This window comes from Pyrobaculum islandicum DSM 4184 (assembly GCF_000015205.1).
Taxonomy (GTDB): Archaea; Thermoproteota; Thermoprotei; order Thermoproteales; family Thermoproteaceae; genus Pyrobaculum; species Pyrobaculum islandicum.
This window is the reverse complement of record NC_008701.1, coordinates 1321324-1342474: the sequence shown is the minus strand read 5'-3', so window position 1 is coordinate 1342474 and position 21151 is coordinate 1321324. Positions and strand designations below refer to the sequence as shown.

Genomic DNA, 21151 nt, shown 5'->3' with positions numbered 1-21151 from the left:
AACGCTGCGCCGTAGAGGGCCAAGGGGAGTATTTAATCCTGGAGGTGCTTCTCTACTGCTCTTGCCGCCGTCTTGACAGCTTTGCAGACTTTGTCGTCGCCGCATTTAGTCTCTACCTTCTTTAACACTTCGGAGCTCTTGAGGCGGTCGCGTCTACGTCTTAGTATGCATTCTGGCCCGCCGTTAAACCGACCCGCCGCACGTGGAGAACGGCTTGGGGACGGGGACTGCCCAAGCCCCGCCCTTCAGGGCGGGGTAGGTGACCTTATGGCCACGCTCTAAGGGGCGAGGCTTCCGGTTGTTGTGGCGTGGAGCACGCCGGCTTTTATAAGCTCTTCTTCTTTGACTTTGTGGGCGTAGACGAGGTCGTCTAGGGTGGTGTATTTCTCGAAGGCCTTTTCTAGGTCTACTCTGTAGGCGGTGGTCTCCAGCCCTCTCCTGGTTATGTAGTACACCTCTGCGCCGGCTTTCTCCACCAGCGTCTCGGCGAGGGGGCCGCTGTGCGTGGCGACGAGGACGTGGGCTTTCTCCGAGGCTTCCTTTATCAAGTCGGGGAGGTAGACGAAGGCTCTTGGGTAGACGTGGGCTTCGGGGTCGTCTAGCATTATTACGTCGCCCTCCCCCGCGGTGAGCAGCGCGGCGGCTAGGTACAGCATCCTCAGGACGGTGTCGCTGACGGAGGACGGCCCCACCTCCCTCCCGCCGTCGAAGAAGGCGAGCCTCCCGTTGTGGAGAGGCCTCACCTCTACGCCCGCCAGGTCGGACAGCATTGTGTTTATCCGCTCGGCGAGCTTCCCCTCTCTATAGAGGAGCCGGCCTAGGTTCCTCCCCCACTCGTCTAGGTAGTGCGGCGCCGTCGCGTCGGTGAGGCCGAGGGCTATGTTGGCGGCGACGCCCAGGCGGTCAAAGCTGTAGAGCCGCGGCATCACGTCAGCTGGGCCTCCCCTGACCACCTCGTAGGGAGGCTCCTGTTGTGCGAAGGCGTACAACATGGAGAGCAGTAGCTGGAGCTCCCTAGGCGCGTTGGGAAACACCGCGGGAGACTCACGAGGGACGTAGAAGTTGGCATTTACCTCTCCCTCGCGGTCTTTATGCTTTATCTTTTTAAGCTCGCCATTGTATGCTTTAATCTCAACTTTATAACTTACGACTGTTATCTTCGCCTTTGTAGGACTTTGGCATTCGGCGACAAGCTGGAGAGACTTCGGCGAGGCCGCGGAGCTCTCTTGCTCGCCCGCTAGCTCTACTGTGGTTGGGTTGGGGTTTCCGTAGTGGTGGATGTCGTGGCACTGTACGGCTACTCTGGCCCCTAGCTCGATCTGTAGCTCTTTTATGCTTTTGAAGTTCGTAATGTGGATCTTCACGTTGTTATTCTCGCTGCGCATTTTATGGTTTTAGTGCCTTGATTATTGTGTATATCCCTACTGCGGCTAGGACTGCGGCGTAGGCTATTGCGATTTTTTCGCGGGGGGCTTTGGCGGCTATTGCCACGCCTGCTGCTCCCCCTGCCACTCCTCCCGCGAGGTAGGCTAGGGAGATGAGGGGGTCTAGGTAGCCGCTTGTGGCGTATTCGGCGGCGGTGGTTAAGCCGAAGGCGGCAACAGCGGCTAGGGAGGTGCCGACTGCCCTCTTGACGTCTAGGCCTGCCCACATGAGCGCCGGCGCCACTAGGAAGCCTCCGCCGATTCCGAGGAAGCCGGAGAGGAAGCCGACGGCCGCGCCTCCTGCCCCGGCCTTCGCGAGGTTTAGCTGCCGGCCTCCGGCGGCTCTGCGTTTTAAGACCCAGATGGAGAGGGCTACCATGGCGGCGCCGAGGGCGGCGAGGAGGACCTCGCCGCGGGTGGCTTTGCCTAGCCACGCGCCTGCCCAGGCGGCTGGAACGCCGGCGGCGGAGAAGACGGCGGCTCCCCTCGGCGATACGTTGCCCCTGCGCCAGTGCATGAGGAAGTTGGCTAGGGCGTTGGCGCCCACCGCCAGGGCCGTGGAGCCGACGGCAAGGTGGACGGCTGTGTTGAGGTCAGTCAACGTGGCCAGCCCCGCGAAGTAGAGGAGAAGGGGTATGGCTAAGATGGAGCCGCCCCCTCCGATGACCCCCAGGACGAAGCCCACTGCCGCCCCCGAGATCGCCGAGGCGGCGTATAGCCAGGCCGGCCACATGGGGGGCGTCTCCTCCCCTACATAAATATTTTTAATGGCGGCCTCGGCCTTTGCTATGTTCCGCGGGTTGTCCGCCACTGCCAGGGCGATGGGGCTGGGCGCCGTGTTTAGGGAGGCGGCCCGGAGGGCCTTGGGCGTGTCCTACACGTGGCGCGGGGTTAGGGTGGACTCTACAGCCCTATTCCGGCTGTTGAGGCGGCTGGCCTCGGCTGGCCACGTGGTGTGGGGGGAGGGGGCTATGTCTACGTGCGGCCTAGGTGGACGAGGTACGTCCTGAGGGTGCCGCGGGGGGACGCCGGCTTGCTGTCGGTCCTCCTCGAGGATCTGGAGGGGATGTACCAAGCGTCGGCGAGACGTGTGCTCGACGTGGGGGCTTACATCGGCGAGACGGCCCTCCTCTTCGCGGAGAGGGGGGCCGAAAGGGTCTACGCCTACGAGCCCGTGCCCAAGTTCTTCTCGGTTCTCAGAGACGTGGTGGAGTACAACGGCCTCGGGGGCGTCGTCGAGACGTACAACCTGGGCGTGGGAGGGGGCGGGCGCCTACGAGTGGGGCTGGAGGGGCCTGGCACGGGGCTCCACGAGGGGGATCTGGAGATCGCCACCATGCCCTGGGGCGAGGTGCTGAGGTCCGTCCCCCAGTGGCTTGTGGAGATCCACGGCCCGGCGGCGCCACTCCTCGAGAAGTTCTCGAGTTGCGGGTTTAAATACAGCTTCTTGTTCCAGGTCGGAGAGTTGGTGTCGTTGTATCGTTTCGTTATAGATATATAGTTGTGATCTTATGGGGCTATGGTTGTGCTTTCAATGATAACTAAGGACAGCTTGACTAAGGTTGGAGATAAGTTGGGGGAGGTTCTCGACTCGACTAGGCAGATACCTTATAAGCTCTTTGTGCTTGTTGACGACTCGAAGGACGACACGGCTAAGTTCGTACGGGAGCGTCTTAGCGACAAGGAGGTTGTGGTGCTCCGCACTAAGGCGGCGCGGCCTTCGAGAGGCGCTGCGCGGCAGACGGCGATTGACTACTTCCTCCAACATACCAGCGACGAGTGGCTCATGTTTATTGACGACGACGTTATTCTGCGCAACGGGTGGTGGGAGGAGGCGCAGAGGTATATGGCTGAGCCTAGGGTGGGGCTGATATGGGGCGTCGAGCTGACGGAGTTCTGGGAGGACCGCTTGCGCTACATAAGGGCGAGGGGCATAGACCCAATACAGTACTCTATACTCAACTTCAAGATCCGCGGGGGGACGCACGACACTTTGCTTAGGAGGGGGGCCATAGAGGGCGTGAAGATACCTGAGTGGAACAACTTCTATGACGATGCTTGGATTAAGAGGTATGTCGAATGTCGGGGCTACGAGTATAGAATCGTCATGGCCGGGGCAGTGCATCTACGGCGCGAGGGAGCTTCGGGCTACTCCCGGCGTGATTTCGAGCTAATGCCGTATGTAGACGCCTTGCTAAGGCTACAGAACGTGGGCGTCTCCTCCTTTCTCAAGGCGCTTTTTGGCCTGCCTGGGTATCTATATTACGGCTGGAAAAGCGGAAGTAATGGGTTTGAGATGTGGAAGACTAGGGTGGTGTACCGGTGGAAGATCTTGAGGACGGCGGCCAAATGTAGGTTGAAGCCTTGTGACGTGGTTTTGAGATATGAACAGGTGAAGAGAGATATTGCAACTTGTGTGCCTAAGAAATACCGGCATATCTTCGAATAGTTATATTGTACGCAAGCTGTAGAAAATCGACGAAAGTAGGTACCTAACGGCGGGTACTAAGTAGCCCATTTCCTTGAATAGGCGCCATAGCGCTTTTGCTCTTAATTCCCTGTAGAGGAGGTAGGAGTGGGATTTTGGGTCGCTTCTGTGTCTATCGTGCTTCGCCGCCACTACGAAGGGGACCTCCCGGATGCCGGCTTTGTCGTAGACTATGCCTAGGGTTGTCTCGTCTGCTAGGGGGGCGGCGTAGAGGGGGTCCATGGCCTCTATGGTCTTGAGGATCGGCTCCACGTCTAGGTTGAGCCTTTCTCTATATCTAATGGCTTGTTTTGGGCCGGCGAATACCTGCATGGTCCTCGCCCAGAGGGCTCTTACCCTCCAGTAGCAGACCTCTAGCTGGCCTCTCTTTTCGCACCGGACGCGGGGGCCGGCCCAGGGCCCCTCGGCGATGTGGTAGAAGGGGAGGTCGAGGGCCTTGTCCAGCTGGTGGAAGTTGGGTATGTAGACGTCTGAGTCGACTATTAGGCCGTCTCCGCCTCTCCTCTGGATGTAGTCCACTAGGCGGAGTAGGCACGATGTTCTGTTTCTCCAGTTTCCTAGGATGAGGTGTGGGCTGTAGCGCGAGGTGTACATCTCGACGATGGGCATCTGCCTCTCGGTGTAGTAATAATCTATGCATATCGCCACTTCGTCTGGCTTTATCTCTCGGTAGTTTCTGTCGAATATCTCCAGCTCGTGTATCCTGAAGAGGGGGAGGTATGTGGCCAGTATCATATGTACTTCCGGAGGGCGCTGGCGAAGTTTTGGAAGACCAGCTCCCGGGCCCTCTCCTGGGGGGCGTAGTTGGCCTTTTGGGTGAGGAGCTTCGCCAGCGCCTCTACGGCCTCTTCGGCGGTTGTGTAGCCTAGGCCGTATCTGCCCTCCATGACGAGGTCTGTCCAGGCGCCTCCGGACTTGTGTACCACCGGCGTGAGGCCTCGGGCCATGGCCTCCGCCACCGCTATGCCCCAGTGTTCGTTTATAGTGGCGTGGAGGAAGGCCCTGGCTTTGTCCATGGCGTCGTTTATGACGCGGCGGGGGGCGTTGGCTATTAGATAGATGTGGGCGTGGGCGTCTAGCGTCTCTGCCGTCTTTAGGCCGGCCTCCTCCGCCATCTTCCTCACCCTGTCTCTGTAGGCCTGTAGGGTGGGGGTGGCGGCGCCGCCGAAGATTATGATCTTGGCGCCGGGGACCTCCTTCAACAGCCTGGGCGCGACCTCTGTGACGACCCAGTGGTAGCGCTTCTCCTGGGAGAAGCGGCCTAGCATCACGACTGTGGGCTCCCTCTCCTCGAAGGGCCTCGGCTTCTCGACCACCTCTACGTTTGGGGGGAGGGGCGGGTTGAGGACCTGGGGCTCTTGGCCGTATACCATCTTGGCCACTTGGGCGGTCCAGCGGGAGTTGACCAACACGGCGTCGGCGTAGTGGAAGGGGTTTTCTCTGGCGTATCTCTTGAGTCCCCAGACGAAGGCCCTCCAGTAGAGGCTCATGGGGAATCTGCCGTAACGCTCCATGATGTATGGGTCTTCCCCATAGGCGAGGCCAGTCCCCCTGTACCTGGGGTCGACAACAACCTCGAAGGGGAAGTGGATGTACTCCACGAGCCTGAACCTCCTCCCCCTGGCGAGGGGCTTGTAGGTGACTTCGTCGATGAAGAGGAGCTCTGGCTTGTACTTTTTGACGGCTTTCTTGGCGGGGAGCCAGACGTAGAGCCTGCTCCAGAGGCCGAAGGCCCTGGGGGCTATGGGGAGGGTTTCGACGGGGTACCTAGATATGTCTATGCCGTACCACTCGACGTACCTCCGGGGGTCGAATTTAAAGGTGCCGGCTAGGGCCGGCCTGTAGCCCGCCTCCTCCAGCGCCTTGGCGGCGGCTGCGCAGACGAGCTGGCCCCCGCCTGGGGTGCCCCAGTAGTGGTGGGCGACGACGGCGTAGCGCTCCATGGCGTAGCTCACCTACTGGCATATATCTTTTAATAGGGGGGCGCCCCGCCATTTGTGTCGTCTAGACTTCTGGCCGTCGGCTCCGGCGTCTTTTCTCTAGTTGCATCGCTAGTCTTCATGGTGGCCGTCACCCGGCGTCTGCCCGAGGGGGAGCTGGCACAGTTGGCTAGATTCAACGCGGCCTTTGCCATAGCCTCGGCGGCGCTTGGCTATATAACGACGTGGTACCCCCGGATTCTGGCTAGGGATAGGGGGGCCCTCCCGGACCTCCTGGGTCTGGGCCTGCTCTTCTCCATGGCCGCGGCGTCGGCGGCGGCTCTCTACCTCGCCCTATCGGGGGTGTGGGACCCCGCCCTCTACCTCTTCCTCTTCGTCCTCACCACGCTGGCGGGCCTCCCCACGGGGGCCTACCTCTCGGTGTACCGGCAGACTCTCCTGGCGTCGCTGAGCTATCTCTCGCAGGCGGCGAAGGTCGTGGGGGCTTTTGTAGTTAGGCTCTTCCCAACTGCCGACACGGCGCTGGCGGTAAACGTCTTTATGTCGCTCCCCACGGCAGCCGCCTCGCTGAGGAGGCCGAGGCTTAGGCGGGCGGCGGAGCTTCTGAGAGAGGCGGCGCGGGGGGCGTCCTACCAGACGCTGGCCCTCGCGGCGGCTTACGCGGGGGGTCTCTACGTCTACGTCTACGGGGCGGTGGGGGGAGACAAGCTCCTGTCGTATAGCTACGTCCTCTTCCAGGCGAGCAAGGCGGTCTACCCCGCGCTGGCTATTGTGCCGCTTATGTACGGCTCCCTCCTTAGGGCGGGGGACAAGACGAAGAGGGCTCTGCTCGACGGCGCCGCCGTGCTCTACTTTTACCTCGCCGTGGCGGCGGTGATGGCCTCCGCCCCCGACTGGCTGGTGGCCTTTCTGAGGCCTGGGGAGCTCTCGGGCGAGCTTGTGGAGGCTATGCGGGCGAACGCCGTCGCCCTCCTCCTCTCGGGCTTCTACCTCCACCTCAGCAACTTCCTCCTGGGGGTTGAGGAGAAGGCTGTGTTTACGGCGCGGGATAAGCCGGGGCTGGCTCTGTTGGGGGACCTGGCCTTGACGCCGGCTGGGCTGGCGCTGGCCTACTACGCCGCCTCGGCCTTTGGGGCGGTGGGGATGGTGGCGGCGTCTGCCGTCACGACGGCGGCGGCCGTGGCGGTGAGGGCGCTTCTGCTGGGCTCGGCGGCGCGTCCGCTGGTGGCGAGGCTTTACCTCCCGGCGCTGGGGGCCCTGGCGCTGTTTTACCTACTGCCCATGCCCCGTTGGTATAAATTCGGCGACGTCGTCACGACGCTGCTCTCTTTTATACCCAACGGCCTTTTAATCGCCGCCTTGGCGCTCGCCGTCTTCGCTGCGCTTTCGCCAGCTGTACGCGAGGCGCTTGTCCTCCTCTACAGACGCCTTAGGTAGAGCCCGCGGGGGCCACCGAAATAGATATGTAAAAGATCTATATGGTCTCTGTGGTTTTTAAAGAGTTTTTTGAGGCGCTTGGGGGCCAAGCTAAATTAGCTTTGAAGTGGAGCGCGTGGTATGCGGCAAAGTGGTGGCGGGAGGCGCGGGAGGCCGCGAGGGGGACTTGGCTCTGGCGTATCCTCTATCTCTCCCTGAGGTTGAGGGGCGCCATAGACGAAAGAGGCGACTTCGTGCCTGTTTATAAAATAAGGGGGATAATGGGGGAGGAGTTGCCTGTGTTTGAAGAAAGGCCTGAATACCCCACCAACTTCTACGCGGCGGAGTTTGTCGATTTTCACGACTCTTTCGATAGGCTAAACATAGTAAACGTGGCGCAGAACAACGTCGATGAAAACACTGTGGCTATACTCTACTCGGCTCTCCAGATCTCAGGCTGGTATAGACTCGTCAGAAGGGAGTTTGTCAAACTCGTGGGGAGGGGCGGCGTGGTGCTGGAGGCTTTCGTGAAAGAGGGGCACACGGCATTTGCGCTTCTAGAGGAGGCCGCCCCCCGCCTATACATAGGCTTTGACTCAAGGCGAGACCACCTCGAGCTCGCCTCCTCTCTCCTCGGGGCTGAGGTCGGCGGGTGTAGAGGGGGCGTCTGTCTCTACCCGGCGTACTCCCCCTGCGACGTCTTAGACGTGGTTAAGTCGCTCGCGCCGCAAGGAGTAGACGCGGTGTTGCTTTTTGACGCAGTGAGCTGGATGGTTGACCCCGTGAGAGATCTGTCGTGTGTTGGCAAGATGCTGGCGGCCGGCGGGAAGATCTACGTGGCGCAACACGTGGCTGACACGGCGCCGGGCCTAGCCGTCATCTCCGCGGCGGCCGGCGCAAAACATGTCTTCAACTGGCGGGGGGTGGAACAGATGCTGAAGACAGCCGGCCTAAGCCTAATGAGGCGGTACGCCAAGGACGCCCCCCTCTACACAGCCGTGTGGGGGCGCGGCGGGCTGCTGCTGGAGCGGCTGGAGCCCTGGTAGCCGCCGGGCGGTGGGAAGACGACGACTGGGACGTCCGCCGGCCCCCCTCCGTCGTGCCGAGCCGTTTTGATATATCTAGAGGCCCGCCTGTGGGCCTCCTCCACCTCCTCTGGGGCCGGCCTCCTCCAGGGCGTGCCGGGGATGGGGATCAGTGGGTCGATTATCAACACGGCGTCGGGGCCGGCCACCTCGCCTATATACTTCGCGATCTCCTCCACGTCTTCTACGTCGTTTAGCCCGGGGATCAGCACCGTCTCGAACTTCACGGCGACGCCGGCCTCGATTAGCCTCTTGATGTTGGCCAACACAGGCCCGAGGGGCTTCCCCGTGTACGCGAGGTGGCGCGCCGGGTCGAGGGTCTTCACGCTGACCACCACCTCGCAGGCGGGGCAGCTCCTCAATACCCCGAGGAGCTCTTCCGAAATACTGAAGCCGTTGGTCAAAATCCTCACCCGGAGCCCGGCGAGCGTCTTCACCACCTGGGAGAGCTCCGGGTCTACCGTCGGCTCGCCGCCGCCTAGGACGGCCTCCACAGCGCCGCGCTCTCTCAAGCCAGAGACCACCTCCACCAGCTCGCCCAGCGTTAGATGCCGCCTCGTCTTGAGCCCACCGGCGTCAGGCAGGTGGTGGTCCCAGGGCGTAAGTCTCCTAATACACCAGGGGCAGACGTAGTTGCAACCGTCGAACTGGATGTACGCAGACCTCAGCCGCGGGTAGTACGTGATGTGGTAGATCAACGTCATAGCTCCCCTTCACAACGCCGGCCTTCCCCGGGGGGCTCGGGGCGCACGCCCGAGTCGCGCTGGGCAACCCAGGCGCGCGGGGGCCCGGCCGTGCCCGGGCGTACGGGCTCGCCAGATGTAGCAATCGGCCGGTGCCCCAAGGCCGGTGGGTTCATGTAGGAGAATTAGTTACGAGGTTAAAAGTGTGACGGTCGTCGGAGTGGAGGAAAAAGCGGGTTGTTTTGTCTTTTGGAGTAGTTCCCAATACCTCCTCTTTGCCCACAACAACGGGACTCTATCTCTGTGGTCCGTAAAGCCGCAGGCGGGGCAACGCATTATACGCTTCTTTTCCTCCACCATCCTTGCGCCACAGCGGGGACAGATGGTCGAGTACAGTCTTTCCTCGAGGTACGGCAACCCATACCACTGTGCCAGCGTCTGTAGACGTCTCTTCAACTGTCCGAGACCGTCGTAGAGGTGTTTCCTGTCGCCGCTTTCGCCGCTCTGCTTTCTCGCCGAATACGTCTCGTAGTCCATCGCATCTACCACGACGGCGGCTTGGTGCTTTCTCGCCAGCTTTACGATTTCGCCTGCTGTCTGCTCCGCAACGCCCCTTATCTTTCTATAACGCTTGGACTTGAGGTAACGCGCTCTACTCTCGAGAAAACTCCTTCTGGCGGGATCAGTCTCCCTCGCGGCCCGCTCCTCAAGACGGCTTATCTCCTCGTGAAGTCTCCTCAATGTCTTAATCACGTCTCTGTCTATAAGTCTCAACGTCTGTCTCAGTTTTCCGTCCACGAGGAGACCGACGGCGACGCCGTGGTCGAGACGGTTCACGTCTACGACGACAAGCGCCCTGGGCTCCACAGGCGTCACCTCCCTAGCGAACACCAGGGCGACATATAGCTTGCCGTAGGTTGGCCCCTTCTTACCCTTCTGTCTCTCTATGCCGAGAAAGGCAAGTCTCAGTCTGGCGTCCTCCTCTATCCTCTCTCTTATCCACTCGACGGTCTGTCTCCTTAGGCGGATGATAAACGGCTGTACGCCGAGTTTGCGCACTTTGAGGATCTCGTTTCTGAGGTCGACGAAGACCGCCCTGCTCACGTCCTTCTCGTTCTCAACTCTAAGCTGGGCGTTCAACGGTATTGCTCGCCAAAACGCCGTCTCGCGCCAGAACGTTTTAGCTTGCTTTACGAAGCACCTCCCCAACCCGTACTTGGAGAACACCTCCTCGATAATCCGGCGCGCCAACTCACGCCTGTCGGGAGTGAGGAGTCTGTCAAGCTCCTCCGTCGTCAGCTTCGGCTCCTCTTGCCCCGTAATCTCCTTCAACAGCCTTCTGACGTATTCCTCCGCCGCTAGACGCATCCTTACGGCGAGGTCTAGGACGTCCGGCCGCTCCTCGACGAGACGCCAGGGGATTCTGATCTTTAGTACTCTGTAGGTTTGGCCCATATGCGTAAAGGGCGTAGGGGAGAAAAACCTTGAAGCGTTCTTTCAGCTCTCCCGACTCACCTGCCTGACGTCGTCGCTGTGAGGCAGGTGAGCCGAGGGAGTAGAAAGTGGCAAAGAGGTTGGCGGGAGACCGCGTTAGAGACATGGGCGGGTTGAAAAACGGGTGTTATCACGGCCAACGTCGCGATGTGTATCGCCAATGTGAATTGGACTTGGGGCGACAACAGCGGCGTGTGTATAACGCCGGCAAGTATCAACACATTACTTACGACGACAGTTGTTCTTGTGGCGGCGAAGGTCAACAACATGGCCAATACGTATCTTTCGACGTTGAACATTTTCACCGCCCTCGCGACAATGTTACTAAAAGCGAGCACGGCGGCGGCCATCATGACGTTGACCCACACGGCGGCCCGTGGATTGCCGGCGGCGCCCGCGGCCACAGCTCGGCGGCTTTCCCCTCTAGACGCCCTTCTCCCCAACCACACAACCCATAGTCTCCGTTGCAAACCCAACACCACATCCCCTAATACGTCCATTTCACTTGCCCGATGTCATGCGTCTCAAGAACGGCCGGTGCCGGTCTTCAGCAGCTCCATCAAGAGGCGCTGTATCTCCAGCAGAGTCTTCTGCACGTCGTCTATACGAGCGCTGAGTGCGTCAATCCGCTTGTTTGTCTCATCAATTCTTTTACCTAGGCTGTCTGCCACTGCGTCGATTCTCCTGTTTAGGCTCTCCGCCACCGTGTCTATCCTCTTGTTTAGGCTGTCTGCCAGCGCGTCAATCCTCTGGTTTGTGGCGTCAATCCTCTGGCTTATCTGGTCTATCCTCTGCTCTAGCCGCGCGATCTCGCCTCTTATGCCGCCTAGCTCGTTTACTATGGTGCCGAGGTATAGGAGGAAGATGTCCTCCGTGGTGAGCTTTTTGCCCTCCCTAAGCTTCTCCACCACCTTGTCCACGGCAATTCTGAGAGCCTCCTGCGCCACAGTATCCACACCCCACACAAAAATATAAACATAACGCCGAGGAGGCGGGAGGCTGCCTCTGTAGGGTGTCGCCGGGGGTAGAGGCGGTTGTTGATGTTAGACATAATGTATTTAACCTGGCTTGGGTGGGGGTGTTGGGTGAGGGTTTTGTTGGTGTCGCCTGGTGGGCCGGGGAGGGTGGGGGGTGTGGAGTATGTGGTGTATAGTCTAGCTAGGGCTTTGGCTGGGGTTGGCCATCGGGTGGTGGTGTTGGCGGGGGAGCCCGGCGTAGGGGGGCTTAGGGTGTTGGATTTGGGCGGCGTGGAGGTGCACCTCTGGCCGGTGTGGTCGCCTGGGGGGGCCTACCACATTCCTAGGCGTCTGGGGGAGCTTAGGAGGTACGTGGCGCGTCTGGCGGCTGAGACTGACGTTGTCCATGTCCACAGCGTCCACGCGGTCTTTTCCGTAGAGGCCGGAGTCGCCGCGAGTGAGGCGGGGGCTCCTGTGGTGTTGTCCCCGCACTATCACGGGGGCGGCCACACGCCTCTGAGGGAGGCTCTGTGGACTGTCTGGAGGCGGAGGGTTGCTGGGCTTGCGGGTGCCGTGGGGGCTGTGGTGGCGGCCAGCAGGCCCGAGGCGGAGAGGTGGGAGGAGGACTTCGGGGTTGGGGCTGTGGTGGTGCCGCATGGCGTGGGGGACGACGTCTTTTTGTACAGGTGGCGGGGCGCGTCTAGCAACTACGCCATATATGCGGGCCGGCTGGAGAAGTACAAGAGGGTTGACAAGGCGTATGAGGTGGCGGCGGCGCGGGGGCTTAGGCTGGTGGTTGTGGGAGACGGGCCGCACCTCCGGGCGCTGAGGAGGAGGCTGAGAGGCGCGCTCTTCCTCCCGCCGCAACCCAGGGAGAGGTATCTCGACCTCCTGTCGGGGGCTAGATACGCCATAAACATGAGCACTAGGGAGGTCTACTCCATCTTTGTGGCTGAGGCTCTGGCGATGGGCGTGCCGGCCCTCCTCTCTAGGGAGGTGGCTGAGATATATACGCCGGGCGCCTCCGGCGAGGTAAACGAGGTGACTAAGGCCGAGGTGAGGCCGTGGAGCCAGGTGGTTCCAGAGGTGCTGGCGGTCTACCGCGGCATTGAGAAACCTTGAAAACAACCCCTCTCTAACCCCGGCGATCATCCTGTGGTACTTCGCCCATGGGCTAACCGGCCTTGGGGGATCCGGCAGGCTGTTGTATCTGCCGAGCTCATCTGCCCGGAGGCGGCCGGGCCACCGCGCTCCGCATCCGCGGGCGCGCTTGGGGGGCCGGCAAGGGGGGTTTGGCCCTAGTCGAAGAGCTCGTCGAAGAACTCGAAGAACCTCCTCTTCTTCTCTCTCCTCACCTCGACGTCTTCGTACTCCGAGTAGTCGCCGAGCTCTTTCACGGCGGCTATGAGCTTGTTGAGTTCGCCTCCGTCGAGCCACACCCCGCCGCACTTGGGGCACTGGTCGATTTCAATGCCGTAGACGACCCTGGGCTTGAGCTCAACTCCACAGACCGGGCAGAACTTCATGTAGGCGAGAAAGTCTGTATATAAAAAGTAGTCCTTATACACACGGCGACTGAGGGGTGGGCATAGGGGGCGTGTACTGCCGGGGTTTGTGTGGGTAGTGTTTTGTAGTCTAAGCGGCGTTTACGGCAGCGGCTTTTCTTGTTTTTGCCATATGAGTTCCTTGTTCCATATGTTTCTCAGGGCGGCTGCCATTAGGTATATCTGGCCCGCCACCCAGGCTCTGTAGGGTTTGTATAGCAACGCGGCGGCGCCTGCGGCGAGGAGGGCCAGGCCGGGGGGTCCGGAGGCGGCGGCTAGGGCGGCGGCGGCTGGGAGGAGCCATGGGTTAAACAGGTGTAGGTAGGCCTCGGCGGCGAGGATTGCTCTGTAGGGCGGCGGGGCCTTGGCAACTTTTGGAAGCGCCCGCGCGAAGGTTTGTATCAAGTGTTGTGCCCGCCTTAGGCGCCACCTGGCGTAGCCCCTCTGGGGCACCGCCTCTATGCACCACACGTCTGGTGGCGTGACGGCGCGGCCCCCCTCTATGGCTATCCTAATGGCGGCGTAGCTGTCGTCTGCGCCGACGTCTTCCGGGAATCCCCCGGCGATGGCCTCCCGTCTAAAGGCGGCGAGTTCGCCGTGGAAGACCGGGGTGGAGTGGACCAAGCTCTCGGCGAGTCTCAGCCGGTTGTACCACGTGCGGTAGGCCTCCTCCGTGGGGCCTCCCCCCGCCGGCTTCTTTAGGCAGGAGACCGCGTCGGCGGCGGCGAGGTAGGCCACGGCCTTCCTCAGCGTGTCTCGGTCTAGCCAGCGGGAGTCGGCGTCTGTAACCACGACAACTTCCTCGTCGGCGAGGTGGGCAAGGGCTGTGTTTAAGGCGTGGGCCTTCCCCCGTCTCTCGGGCTCCCTCAGCACTACAACCTTGGCGTCTTTTCTGCCGGCGGCCCACCGCTCCGCCGCCTCGGCTGTGCCGTCGGTGGAGGCCGAGTCGACGACGTATATAGACATCCTATCTCTGGGGTAGCTCTGGCTGTATATATCCTCGAGCTTAGCCTCTATGTTTGGGGCTTCGTTGTACGTTGGCACGACGACCGCCACCTTGGGGTATATAGCCGCCGGCTGGAGCGGCTTCTTTGGGGCGGCACGTAGATAGAGTAGATAGAGGGCTGGCGCGCCGAAATGTAACGCCGCCAGTGCAGTAGCTAGCTCTAGCACGTCTTAGAGTGGTGGCCCGTTTATATATGGCACTCGGCGGGGGCTGGCAAATATTTTTTCTAGGTGTTATAACAACTTTGTATATGTGGAAAAAAATCTTTAGATAGGTAGGAATTGTGAAAGTTTAGCGGCACGTGAATTCTTTATATCGCATATGGCGTGTCTAATGGGCTTTTATCCCGTATATACGTGGGACCTCTAGTACTATGTCTCTTGCCGTCCGGCGTATCTTGGTATTTTTTCCCAGAAAGTGAATTAGTCTAGACTCTTCGGGGGGCTATGCAGGTGGATCTGGCAGCTACGGTCTGGACGGCTCTGGGTGGAATACTTGTTTTTCTAATGATCCCCGCCGTGGGCTTCCTCGAGGCGGGGCTCGTCAGGAGGTCTAACGTAATTAACGCAATGATGAAGGGTCTTCTGGCGGTTATGGTGTTCTTCCCCATATGGTTCGTGGTGTTTCCCTACTACTACGGCGGCGTTTTACAAGACGGGTTCTACCCAACGTCGCAAGACGCAGGCGTCCCAGCCTACGTCTACGGCTTCTTCATGGGGGCGTTCGGGTCGGTGACTCTGGCTATACTCTTCTCCGGCGCTCCCGAGAGGCTTAAATTCGGCGGCTGGCTGGCGTTCGCTGTGTTTTTCTCTGCCGTGCAGTGGCCTCTCGTTTCGTCCTGGGTCTGGGCCAACGGCTTTTTGGCGAACTTGGGCAACTACTTCGGCCTCGAGGGGCTGGGCGTTAGAGATTTCGCAGGCGGGACTGTGGTACACGCCTACGCGGCTCTGGCGGGGGCCGTGGCCACCGCCCTCCTCGGGCCTACGGCGCTGAGGGCGGTTAGGAAAAATGGGGGAGACAGCGTGGTGGCTTATAAGGAGGCGGTTGAGTATAAAAGAGCCGAGCTTCCATATGCCATCGTGGGCACCACCCTTCTCTTCTTCGGCTGGTTCGGCTTCAACGGCGGGTCGACTATCGTGGTCAGCCCCCAGACCGGCTACGCGATAGCGAACACCGCAGTGTCCGGCTCGCTCGGTGGGCTCATCGCGGTGCTTCTGGCGAGGCTGAGGGAGGGCGTGTGGAGCCCGGTTATGGCCATCAGCGGCGTCTTGGCGGGGCTTGTGGCGATTACGCCTCTCGCCGGCTATGTGGAGCTGTGGGCGGCGCTTCTCGTCGGCGCGTTGTCGGGCGCAGTGGCTTTCTATGGGACTAAGCTGGTGGAGAGGTACATGCCGGTGGACGACCCCGTCGGCAGTCTGCCGGTGCACGGCTTCAACGGCGTTTTGGGCAGCGCGCTTGTGCCTGTGTTGGCGTCGCCGGACGTGTCGGGCGGGCTCAAGGGGCTGGTCTACGGCGGACCGGCGGGGTGGGTGCTTGTGCAGTGGCTTGGTATGGCCATCGCGCTTGTGTTCGTGGTGGCCACTACGGCGGCGTTCTTCTACGTCTTGATCAAGCTAGGCTTTAGGGTGAAGCCGGAGGAGGAGCTGGTGGGCCTAGACATAGTTGACCACGGGGTGGCGAGGGTATGAAGTTGGTTAGAGCCGTAATTAGAGAGGACAAGCTGGTGGATGTGCTAGATGCGCTTGTGAGAGCCGGCTACACCGGCGCGACGGTGTTTAGAGACGTCGGCGGGATGGGCGGCGAAAGCGGCGTGGTGAAGATCAGGGGGAGGACCTACGAGGCGCTTCTGCCGAGGGCGGTGGTAGAGGTGGCCGTGGAGGACGGGGAGGTGGAGAAGGTGGTGAAGACAATCATGGAGGCGGCGAAGACGGGACACGTTGGCGACGGCAGAATCTTCGTGCTGGGGGTGGAGGGGGCATGGCGTATAAGAAGCGGCGAAAAATTGGGCTGATCACAATCCAAGACGTCGTCGAGGCGGTGGACTACAGCTCGGCAAAGTCTGAAATCACAGCCTTTATCCACGACTATGTGTCTTCCTCGGGGGCTAAGGGCGTTGTCGTCGGCCTCAGCGGTGGGGTCGACTCCTCAACTGCCTTGGCCCTCGCCGTGGAGGCGCTAGGGGCGGATAGAGTGGTTGCGCTTGTCCTCCCCAGCAGATATACGCCTCAGCAAGACGTAGAAGACGCCGTATCTCTGGCGAAGCAACTCGGCGTGAGACATTTCGTCGTTCAGATCGACCAGATCGTGTCGGCCTACTCCTCTCTGCCCTTCTACGACGAGGGGGATCAGGTGGCTAGGGGGAACCTCATGGCGAGGGTGCGCATGTCTATACTCTACTACTACGCCAACAGGTACGACATGTTGGTGCTCGGGACGGGGGACAAGAGCGAGCTTATGCTCGGCTACTTCACTAAATATGGCGACGGCGGCGTAGACCTCCTCCCCATCGGCGACCTCTACAAGACCCAGGTGAGGCGTATGGCCAAACACCTGGGCGTGCCGGACCGCATTGCCGAGAAGCCGTCGGCCCCCCGCCTCTGGGCTGGCCACACGGCCGAGGGGGAGCTGGGCATCAGCTACAGGGAGGTAGACCTCGTCCTCTACGCCCACGAGCTAGGCCTCTCCAAAGATGTAATCCCAGACGCCACCGGCGTGTCTAGGCCAAAGGTGGAGAAGGTGCTGGCCCTGGTAGCTGAAAACGCCCACAAGAGGGCGCCGCCGCCTGTGGCGAAGCTGACGAAAAGCAAGAGATATACGACAAGAATTTAATTTTGTTTATTTAACAGACTATGGAGGTTGTCACTCTAGAGAGTCCTGAGGTAGATCGTTGTCTAGACGCCCTCCTAGACCTCGTGTGTACTTGCAACTTGAAGACCCTCCTCGTGGCTAGAGACGGAGTTGTAGTTCTGCCAGAGGCCTACAGAGGGCTTAGGCTTGAGGAGGCGGTGGAAAAAGTTTGTGACGTATGTCTAATCTTGAGGGGGGCTGGGAGGACCTACGTCTTTTCCTTCTTTACTATTAAGATGGGGGTGGGCAACTTGGCCAAGCTTGTGGCGGAGGTCTGCGGCGGTTCTGTTCAACCGCCGCCGTAGTAGCCGCACATTTTGCAGTACCTCTTGTCGTCTAACTCGGCGCCGCATCTTGGGCAGGGGTTCCTCCGCGCCTTTGGGTAGGAGAGGCCGGCCTTCCTGTAGATGTGGTAAAGATAGCGGGCTGGGCCGTCGAGGGGGAGGTCTACCTCCACCTTTCTGCCTAGCTCCTCCAGCGTCTTGTAGAGGGCGTGGAAGCCAGAGCCCACCTCGGCGGGATCCTTCCGCCTTTGTCCAAGGTCGCCTAGCTCCTGCCTCAGCAAGCATTTGCCGAGGCCGCATTTTATCTTCTCCTCTATTGGTATGGCGAGGAGGTGTTGGGCCGCCTCTAGGAATGGTGCTTTAACCTCTACGCCCAGCGCCTTGGCTAGGTCGAAGGAGCAGAAGTACCACCGGGAGGGGTCCATATATCTCGCGAGCTCCTCCCTAGGCTTCGTCAGCATGAAGCTGTAGCCTACGCAGATCTCGTCTCCTGCGTCTCCTGTGCAGACGGTCCTCGCGCCGAGGTCTCTGGCGAGCTTGAGGGCGATGTATTGGACGGAGCAGTTCACCACCTCCATGGGGTTGAAGAGCTTTATCGCCTTCACTACCTCCTCCACGGCGGCAAGGGCCTCCCACATCGGGACGTATCTAACGACGAGGGGGAGGCCGAGCCTCCTCGCGGCCTCGACGGCGTGTGGGGCGTCTGTGCCGGGGGACTCGGCCAGCTGGACGTTCACCAGGAGGGGTCTGTGCCCGAGTTTGACGTGGGCGAGGGCCACCGCGGTGGAGTCCAGCCCTCCTGAGAAGGCGATGGCGTCGCAGGGCCTCCTCGCGACGGACTCGGCCAGCCTTTCCACAATCATACCAGCCGGGCTATGTAGTAGTCGCCGTGTTTCTCCACGGCGCCGCACTGCACATCCAGCGCGACGGCGCCTACCCTGGTGACCAAGGTGTGGTATTCCCCCCTCTCGCCTATTGGATCCACGCCGAGCCTTTTGAGGTCGGCGAGGAAGTCGGCGACGTTTTCTTTCCCAACCCGCCTACAGACTATAGATCTGTCTAGCCCCCCGATGACTATGAACTCCATCTTCTCCGCCTCCTCGTAGAGGATCTGCGTGGGGTCTCTGCCCCACAGGGGCTCCCTCAGCTCGGCGCCTGTCTCCCTGGCGAGTTGCTCCATGTAGCGGAGGTGCTCCTCCACCGCCTGGTCTCCCGCCACTAACACCCTTGCGCCGAGCCGCCGGAGTAGATCCGCCTTTGTCCTCCGCTCTGCGCCCTTGGGCAGATTTACCACCAGCGTCGGCACCCCCAGCTTCACCGCAAGCTCCACTGTCTTGTGTAGGTTCACGAGGTGGGGGGAGGGGCGGGGGAAGCTGTAGACCGAGATGAAGAACATGTCCACGGGCCACTCCAGCAACGCCGCGTAGACGGAGTCTTTACCGCCGGAGAAGAAAGCTATTTTCATAAGCCCCAGATTCTACATATTTATATTGGTTTCTGCTCCTATATAAATTGAGGATGTGTAAAATCTTTTTATATAGAATCCATTAGCTACTTATGGCGAAGACGTTAATCCAACAGGCGAGAGAGGGGAGGACGCCTCCTGAGCTTGAGAAGGTGGCTAAGGCAGAGGGCGTCAACGCGGTTAAGCTCCGCGACCGTCTGGCGCGGGGGCAGGCCGTGGTTTTGACCAACGCCAAGTCGCCGCCTAAGAGACTGACCGGCGTGGGGAAGGGGCTGTTTACAAAGGTGAACGTAAACATAGGCACCTCCTCAGAGGTGGTGGACCTAGGGGCGGAGCTGAAGAAGGTGGAGGTGGCGAATAGGTGGGGCGACACGTTGATGGATCTAAGCGTCGGCGGCGATCTAGACGCGGTGAGGAGGGCTGTGTTGAGCAAGGCGGAGATCCCCGTGGGCACCGTACCCATATACCAAGCCTTTATCGAGGCCTTTGAAAAGAGGGGCGGCGGGGCTTACATGACGGAGGACCACCTGTTCGAGGTGGTGGAGAGGCAGTTGAAAGACGGCGTGTCGTTTATGACAATACACGCCGCGGTCACGAGAGACCTCGCCTTGAAGGTGCTGAAGAGCGATAGGGTGATCCCCGTCGTGTCGCGCGGCGGCGACATGGTCATCGGCTGGATGCTCTACAACGAGTCCGAGAACCCCTACCTCAAGAACTGGGACTACCTCCTGGAGCTCTTCGCCGAGTACGACGCCACTATCTCCATAGGCGACGCCCTAAGGCCAGGCGCCATCGCCGACGCCCACGACGAGTTTCAGATAGCCGAGCTCGTCGAGGCGGCTAGGCTGGCCAAGAGGGCTATCAAAGCGGGGGTCCAGGTGATGCTTGAGGGGCCGGGGCACGTGCCGCTGAACGAGATCGTCTGGTCTATAAAGCTGGAGAAGAAGCTCACGGGGGGCGTCCCCTACTACGTCCTGGGGCCTCTGCCGACTGACGTGGCCGCGCCCTACGACCACATCGCCTCTGCGGTAGGCGCCGCCCTCGCCGCCGCCGCGGGGGCCGACCTCCTGTGCTACATCACGCCGGCGGAGCACCTCTCCCTGCCCACCGTCAAGCAAGTGGAGGAGGGGGTGAAGGCCTACAGAGTGGCTGCACACATAGGAGACATCGTGAAGCTTGGGCCAAAGGCCTCGAGGTGGGATAGGGAGGTGAGTGTGTACAGGGGTAGGCTCGACTGGGCCAATATGATAAACAAGCTCCTCGACCCGGAGGCCGCGTGGGCGGTGTATAGGCAGTTCGGAGAGCCCAGGGTGAAGGGCTGCACCATGTGCGGCAAGTACTGCCCCATGATGTGGGTGAGGGAGCAGGCGAGAAAAGCCTCTTGACATACATCTATACAATTTTTTCCTAGTCCCCCCACTTTTCTCCATTGTCAAGTGGAAAAATTTACCATAGTAAAGCTGATAAAGGGAGGTGGGGACGCCGCCGTGGACTACGCGGCGGAGGTGAGGAGGCTTAAGTCGGAGAAGAACGCAGTGGTGCTGGCCCATAACTACCAGCGGCCGGAGGTCCAAGAGGTGGCGGACTTCGTCTTCGAGATGCCTCTTTCTGACGGGGTCCGCCTCCTTCGCGGCCCGCTCGTCAAGACGGCTTATCTCCTCGTGGAGTCTCCTCAACTCCCTTATCGTGCCCCGTGGGGAAGTCTCATCTGCTTGACAATCTTGCCGTCTTTTACAACACCCACCGTGATGCCGTGGTCGAGACGATTCACGTCGACAACGACAAGCGCCCTGGGCTCCACCGGCGTCACCTCTCTGGCAAAGACAAGGGCGACATATAGCTTGCCATAAGTCGGCTCCTTCTTGCCCCTCCGTCTTTCTACGCCTAGGAGTGCCAACTTCAATTTGGCGCCCTCCTCCAACCGCCTTTTGATCCAAATGATGTTGCTCTTCTTCAACTCGACGGCGAAAGGCGGTACGCCGATCCTCCGCACTCTGACTACGCCGCTCTTTAGGTCGACAAAGACGGCTCTGCCCACGCCTTTCTCGTTTTCTATTCTCAGTTGGACGTCGAGGGGGATTGCCCGGTAGAACGCCACGTCGCGCCAGAAGAACTTAGCCCACTCTGAGAAATACTTCTTGAGACCATACTTGGGGAACGTCTCCTCGATTATCCGGTGTGCCAACTCACGCCTGTCTGGCGTGAGGAGTCTGTCCAACTCCTCCGCCGTGAGTCTGGGCTCCTCTTGCCCCGTCAACTCTTTCAACAGCCTTCTGGCGTACTCCTCAACGGCCAAGTGCATCCTCGTCGCTAGGTCTAGGACGTCTGGACGCTCCTCAACGACGCGCCATGGGATTCTGATCTTCAGCGTCCTGTAGACTTGGCTCATATGCGTAAAGGGCGTGGGGGAGAAAAGCTAGGTGTTGAGATCCCTCGTTGTTGAGCAAGTAGGACGTCGGCCTTGGAAAAAAGGCTATTGTTGGATATAGGGGGAAATTGCGGTTAGTATCCGCCCGGCG

General features: G+C 60.4%; 23 protein-coding genes and 2 pseudogenes. 12 read left to right on the top strand and 13 right to left on the bottom strand.

The window, feature by feature from the left end; translation table 11 throughout:
* Nucleotides 1-278: 278 nt before the first annotated feature.
* Entirely contained in the window at nucleotides 279-1364 is a 1086-nt protein-coding gene (locus tag PISL_RS07545) for an AAA family ATPase (RefSeq protein ID WP_053240431.1), read from the bottom strand.
* A gap of 22 nt (nucleotides 1365-1386) precedes the next feature.
* On the bottom strand, nucleotides 1387-2157 hold the full coding sequence (locus PISL_RS07540) for a sulfite exporter TauE/SafE family protein (RefSeq protein ID WP_011763201.1): 771 nt from the start codon (nucleotides 2155-2157) through the stop codon (nucleotides 1387-1389).
* A 55-nt stretch (nucleotides 2158-2212) separates the two neighbouring features.
* On the opposite strand from PISL_RS07540, the gene PISL_RS07535 reads away from it, so the two are divergent.
* The 3 genes from PISL_RS07535 to PISL_RS07525 are packed head-to-tail and all read left to right on the top strand — an operon-like array spanning nucleotide 2213 to nucleotide 3873.
* On the top strand, nucleotides 2213-2434 hold the full coding sequence (locus PISL_RS07535; RefSeq protein WP_053240430.1) for a hypothetical protein: 222 nt from the start codon (nucleotides 2213-2215) through the stop codon (nucleotides 2432-2434).
* Nucleotides 2404-2925, top strand: a complete 522-nt coding sequence (locus tag PISL_RS07530) for an FkbM family methyltransferase (protein WP_011763200.1) — start codon at nucleotides 2404-2406, stop codon at nucleotides 2923-2925. Before PISL_RS07535 ends, PISL_RS07530 begins: the two co-directional genes overlap by 31 nt.
* Nucleotides 2926-2943: 18 nt before the next feature.
* Entirely contained in the window at nucleotides 2944-3873 is a 930-nt protein-coding gene (locus tag PISL_RS07525; protein ID WP_011763199.1) for a glycosyltransferase family 2 protein, read from the top strand.
* Here the strand turns inward: PISL_RS07525 and PISL_RS07520 are convergent, their stop codons facing one another.
* Entirely contained in the window at nucleotides 3874-4647 is a 774-nt protein-coding gene (locus tag PISL_RS07520) for a hypothetical protein (RefSeq protein ID WP_011763198.1), read from the bottom strand.
* A complete protein-coding gene (locus PISL_RS07515) occupies nucleotides 4644-5855 on the bottom strand; it encodes a glycosyltransferase (protein ID WP_011763197.1) in 1212 nt (403 codons plus the stop codon). Before PISL_RS07515 ends, PISL_RS07520 begins: the two co-directional genes overlap by 4 nt.
* 54 nt (nucleotides 5856-5909) lie before the next feature.
* On the opposite strand from PISL_RS07515, the gene PISL_RS07510 reads away from it, so the two are divergent.
* Complete coding sequence (locus PISL_RS07510) at nucleotides 5910-7289, top strand: hypothetical protein (RefSeq protein WP_011763196.1); 1380 nt, start codon at nucleotides 5910-5912, stop codon at nucleotides 7287-7289.
* A 41-nt stretch (nucleotides 7290-7330) separates the two neighbouring features.
* Nucleotides 7331-8314, top strand: a complete 984-nt coding sequence (locus tag PISL_RS07505) for a class I SAM-dependent methyltransferase (protein WP_011763195.1) — start codon at nucleotides 7331-7333, stop codon at nucleotides 8312-8314.
* Here the strand turns inward: PISL_RS07505 and PISL_RS07500 are convergent.
* From PISL_RS07500 to PISL_RS07485, 4 genes are all read right to left on the bottom strand, one after another.
* Nucleotides 8257-9057, bottom strand: a complete 801-nt coding sequence (locus tag PISL_RS07500) for a radical SAM protein (RefSeq protein ID WP_011763194.1) — start codon at nucleotides 9055-9057, stop codon at nucleotides 8257-8259. The genes PISL_RS07505 and PISL_RS07500 overlap by 58 nt on opposite strands.
* Nucleotides 9058-9225: 168 nt before the next feature.
* On the bottom strand, nucleotides 9226-10491 hold the full coding sequence (locus tag PISL_RS07495) for a zinc ribbon domain-containing protein (protein ID WP_011763193.1): 1266 nt from the start codon (nucleotides 10489-10491) through the stop codon (nucleotides 9226-9228).
* 56 nt (nucleotides 10492-10547) lie between these two features.
* Nucleotides 10548-11030, bottom strand: coding sequence for a hypothetical protein (locus PISL_RS07490; RefSeq protein WP_053240428.1), 483 nt, complete (start codon nucleotides 11028-11030; stop codon nucleotides 10548-10550).
* 24 nt (nucleotides 11031-11054) lie between these two features.
* Complete coding sequence (locus tag PISL_RS07485; RefSeq protein ID WP_167827657.1) at nucleotides 11055-11495, bottom strand: DNA recombination RmuC family protein; 441 nt, start codon at nucleotides 11493-11495, stop codon at nucleotides 11055-11057.
* A gap of 120 nt (nucleotides 11496-11615) precedes the next feature.
* Between PISL_RS07485 and PISL_RS07480 the strand changes: the two genes are divergently transcribed.
* A complete protein-coding gene (locus tag PISL_RS07480; protein ID WP_167827656.1) occupies nucleotides 11616-12608 on the top strand; it encodes a glycosyltransferase in 993 nt (330 codons plus the stop codon).
* 176 nt (nucleotides 12609-12784) lie between these two features.
* On the opposite strand, the gene PISL_RS07475 is transcribed toward PISL_RS07480, so the two are convergent.
* Together PISL_RS07475 and PISL_RS07470 are read right to left on the bottom strand one after the other, a co-directional pair.
* Nucleotides 12785-13054 carry a TFIIB-type zinc ribbon-containing protein gene (locus PISL_RS07475; RefSeq protein ID WP_011763189.1) on the bottom strand — a complete coding sequence of 90 codons (270 nt, stop codon included), beginning with the start codon at nucleotides 13052-13054 and terminating at the stop codon, nucleotides 12785-12787.
* Nucleotides 13055-13132: 78 nt separating this feature from the next.
* Nucleotides 13133-14203: a glycosyltransferase gene (locus tag PISL_RS07470; RefSeq protein WP_011763188.1), complete on the bottom strand. Its 1071-nt coding sequence runs from the start codon at nucleotides 14201-14203 to the stop codon at nucleotides 13133-13135.
* Between the two features lie 279 nt (nucleotides 14204-14482).
* On the opposite strand from PISL_RS07470, the gene PISL_RS07465 reads away from it, so the two are divergent.
* From PISL_RS07465 to PISL_RS07450, 4 genes are read left to right on the top strand one after another with little or no spacing between them, the layout of a single operon-like run.
* Nucleotides 14483-15724 (top strand): ammonium transporter, encoded by a 1242-nt coding sequence (locus tag PISL_RS07465; protein WP_011763187.1) that lies wholly within the window; start codon nucleotides 14483-14485, stop codon nucleotides 15722-15724.
* Nucleotides 15721-16047 (top strand): P-II family nitrogen regulator, encoded by a 327-nt coding sequence (locus PISL_RS07460; RefSeq protein WP_011763186.1) that lies wholly within the window; start codon nucleotides 15721-15723, stop codon nucleotides 16045-16047. Before PISL_RS07465 ends, PISL_RS07460 begins: the two co-directional genes overlap by 4 nt.
* Nucleotides 16014-16865, top strand: a complete 852-nt coding sequence (locus PISL_RS07455) for an NAD+ synthase (RefSeq protein ID WP_053240426.1) — start codon at nucleotides 16014-16016, stop codon at nucleotides 16863-16865. Before PISL_RS07460 ends, PISL_RS07455 begins: the two co-directional genes overlap by 34 nt.
* Nucleotides 16866-16885: 20 nt before the next feature.
* The gene (locus tag PISL_RS07450; RefSeq protein WP_011763184.1) at nucleotides 16886-17188 is read left to right on the top strand and encodes a hypothetical protein; all 303 of its coding nucleotides are present in this window, start codon (nucleotides 16886-16888) and stop codon (nucleotides 17186-17188) included.
* Here PISL_RS07450 and PISL_RS07445 read toward each other — a convergent pair.
* Together PISL_RS07445 and PISL_RS07440 are read right to left on the bottom strand one after the other, a co-directional pair.
* Nucleotides 17173-18030 carry an asparagine synthase C-terminal domain-containing protein gene (locus tag PISL_RS07445; protein ID WP_011763183.1) on the bottom strand — a complete coding sequence of 286 codons (858 nt, stop codon included), beginning with the start codon at nucleotides 18028-18030 and terminating at the stop codon, nucleotides 17173-17175. The two genes, PISL_RS07450 and PISL_RS07445, sit on opposite strands and share 16 nt — an antisense overlap.
* Nucleotides 18027-18632: a TTX_0299 family putative ATP pyrophosphatase gene (locus PISL_RS07440; RefSeq protein WP_011763182.1), complete on the bottom strand. Its 606-nt coding sequence runs from the start codon at nucleotides 18630-18632 to the stop codon at nucleotides 18027-18029. The genes PISL_RS07445 and PISL_RS07440 overlap by 4 nt, the downstream gene beginning before the upstream one ends.
* 92 nt (nucleotides 18633-18724) lie before the next feature.
* Between PISL_RS07440 and thiC the strand changes: the two genes are divergently transcribed.
* Together thiC and nadA are read left to right on the top strand one after the other, a co-directional pair.
* A complete protein-coding gene (gene thiC, locus PISL_RS07435; protein WP_011763181.1) occupies nucleotides 18725-20017 on the top strand; it encodes a phosphomethylpyrimidine synthase ThiC in 1293 nt (430 codons plus the stop codon).
* 102 nt (nucleotides 20018-20119) lie between these two features.
* Nucleotides 20120-20221, top strand: a pseudogene (nadA, locus tag PISL_RS11720) (quinolinate synthase NadA); the annotation flags it as partial.
* Here the strand turns inward: nadA and PISL_RS07430 are convergent.
* Nucleotides 20195-21021, bottom strand: a pseudogene (locus tag PISL_RS07430) (zinc ribbon domain-containing protein); the annotation flags it as partial. The pseudogenes nadA and PISL_RS07430 overlap by 27 nt on opposite strands.
* Nucleotides 21022-21151: the final 130 nt, after the last annotated feature.

Coding starts and splice junctions, on each gene's coding strand:
- PISL_RS07540 (WP_011763201.1), bottom strand. CDS start 2,157: ATGTGGCCGGCCTGGCTATACGCCGCCTCGGCGATCTCGGGGGCGGCA.
- PISL_RS07535 (WP_053240430.1), top strand. CDS start 2,213: ATGTTCCGCGGGTTGTCCGCCACTGCCAGGGCGATGGGGCTGGGCGCC.
- PISL_RS07525 (WP_011763199.1), top strand. CDS start 2,944: ATGGTTGTGCTTTCAATGATAACTAAGGACAGCTTGACTAAGGTTGGA.
- PISL_RS07520 (WP_011763198.1), bottom strand. CDS start 4,647: ATGATACTGGCCACATACCTCCCCCTCTTCAGGATACACGAGCTGGAG.
- PISL_RS07515 (WP_011763197.1), bottom strand. CDS start 5,855: ATGGAGCGCTACGCCGTCGTCGCCCACCACTACTGGGGCACCCCAGGC.
- PISL_RS07505 (WP_011763195.1), top strand. CDS start 7,331: ATGGTCTCTGTGGTTTTTAAAGAGTTTTTTGAGGCGCTTGGGGGCCAA.
- PISL_RS07500 (WP_011763194.1), bottom strand. CDS start 9,057: ATGACGTTGATCTACCACATCACGTACTACCCGCGGCTGAGGTCTGCG.
- PISL_RS07495 (WP_011763193.1), bottom strand. CDS start 10,491: ATGGGCCAAACCTACAGAGTACTAAAGATCAGAATCCCCTGGCGTCTC.
- PISL_RS07490 (WP_053240428.1), bottom strand. CDS start 11,030: ATGGACGTATTAGGGGATGTGGTGTTGGGTTTGCAACGGAGACTATGG.
- PISL_RS07465 (WP_011763187.1), top strand. CDS start 14,483: ATGCAGGTGGATCTGGCAGCTACGGTCTGGACGGCTCTGGGTGGAATA.
- PISL_RS07460 (WP_011763186.1), top strand. CDS start 15,721: ATGAAGTTGGTTAGAGCCGTAATTAGAGAGGACAAGCTGGTGGATGTG.
- PISL_RS07455 (WP_053240426.1), top strand. CDS start 16,014: ATGGCGTATAAGAAGCGGCGAAAAATTGGGCTGATCACAATCCAAGAC.
- PISL_RS07450 (WP_011763184.1), top strand. CDS start 16,886: ATGGAGGTTGTCACTCTAGAGAGTCCTGAGGTAGATCGTTGTCTAGAC.
- PISL_RS07445 (WP_011763183.1), bottom strand. CDS start 18,030: ATGATTGTGGAAAGGCTGGCCGAGTCCGTCGCGAGGAGGCCCTGCGAC.
- PISL_RS07440 (WP_011763182.1), bottom strand. CDS start 18,632: ATGAAAATAGCTTTCTTCTCCGGCGGTAAAGACTCCGTCTACGCGGCG.
- thiC (WP_011763181.1), top strand. CDS start 18,725: ATGGCGAAGACGTTAATCCAACAGGCGAGAGAGGGGAGGACGCCTCCT.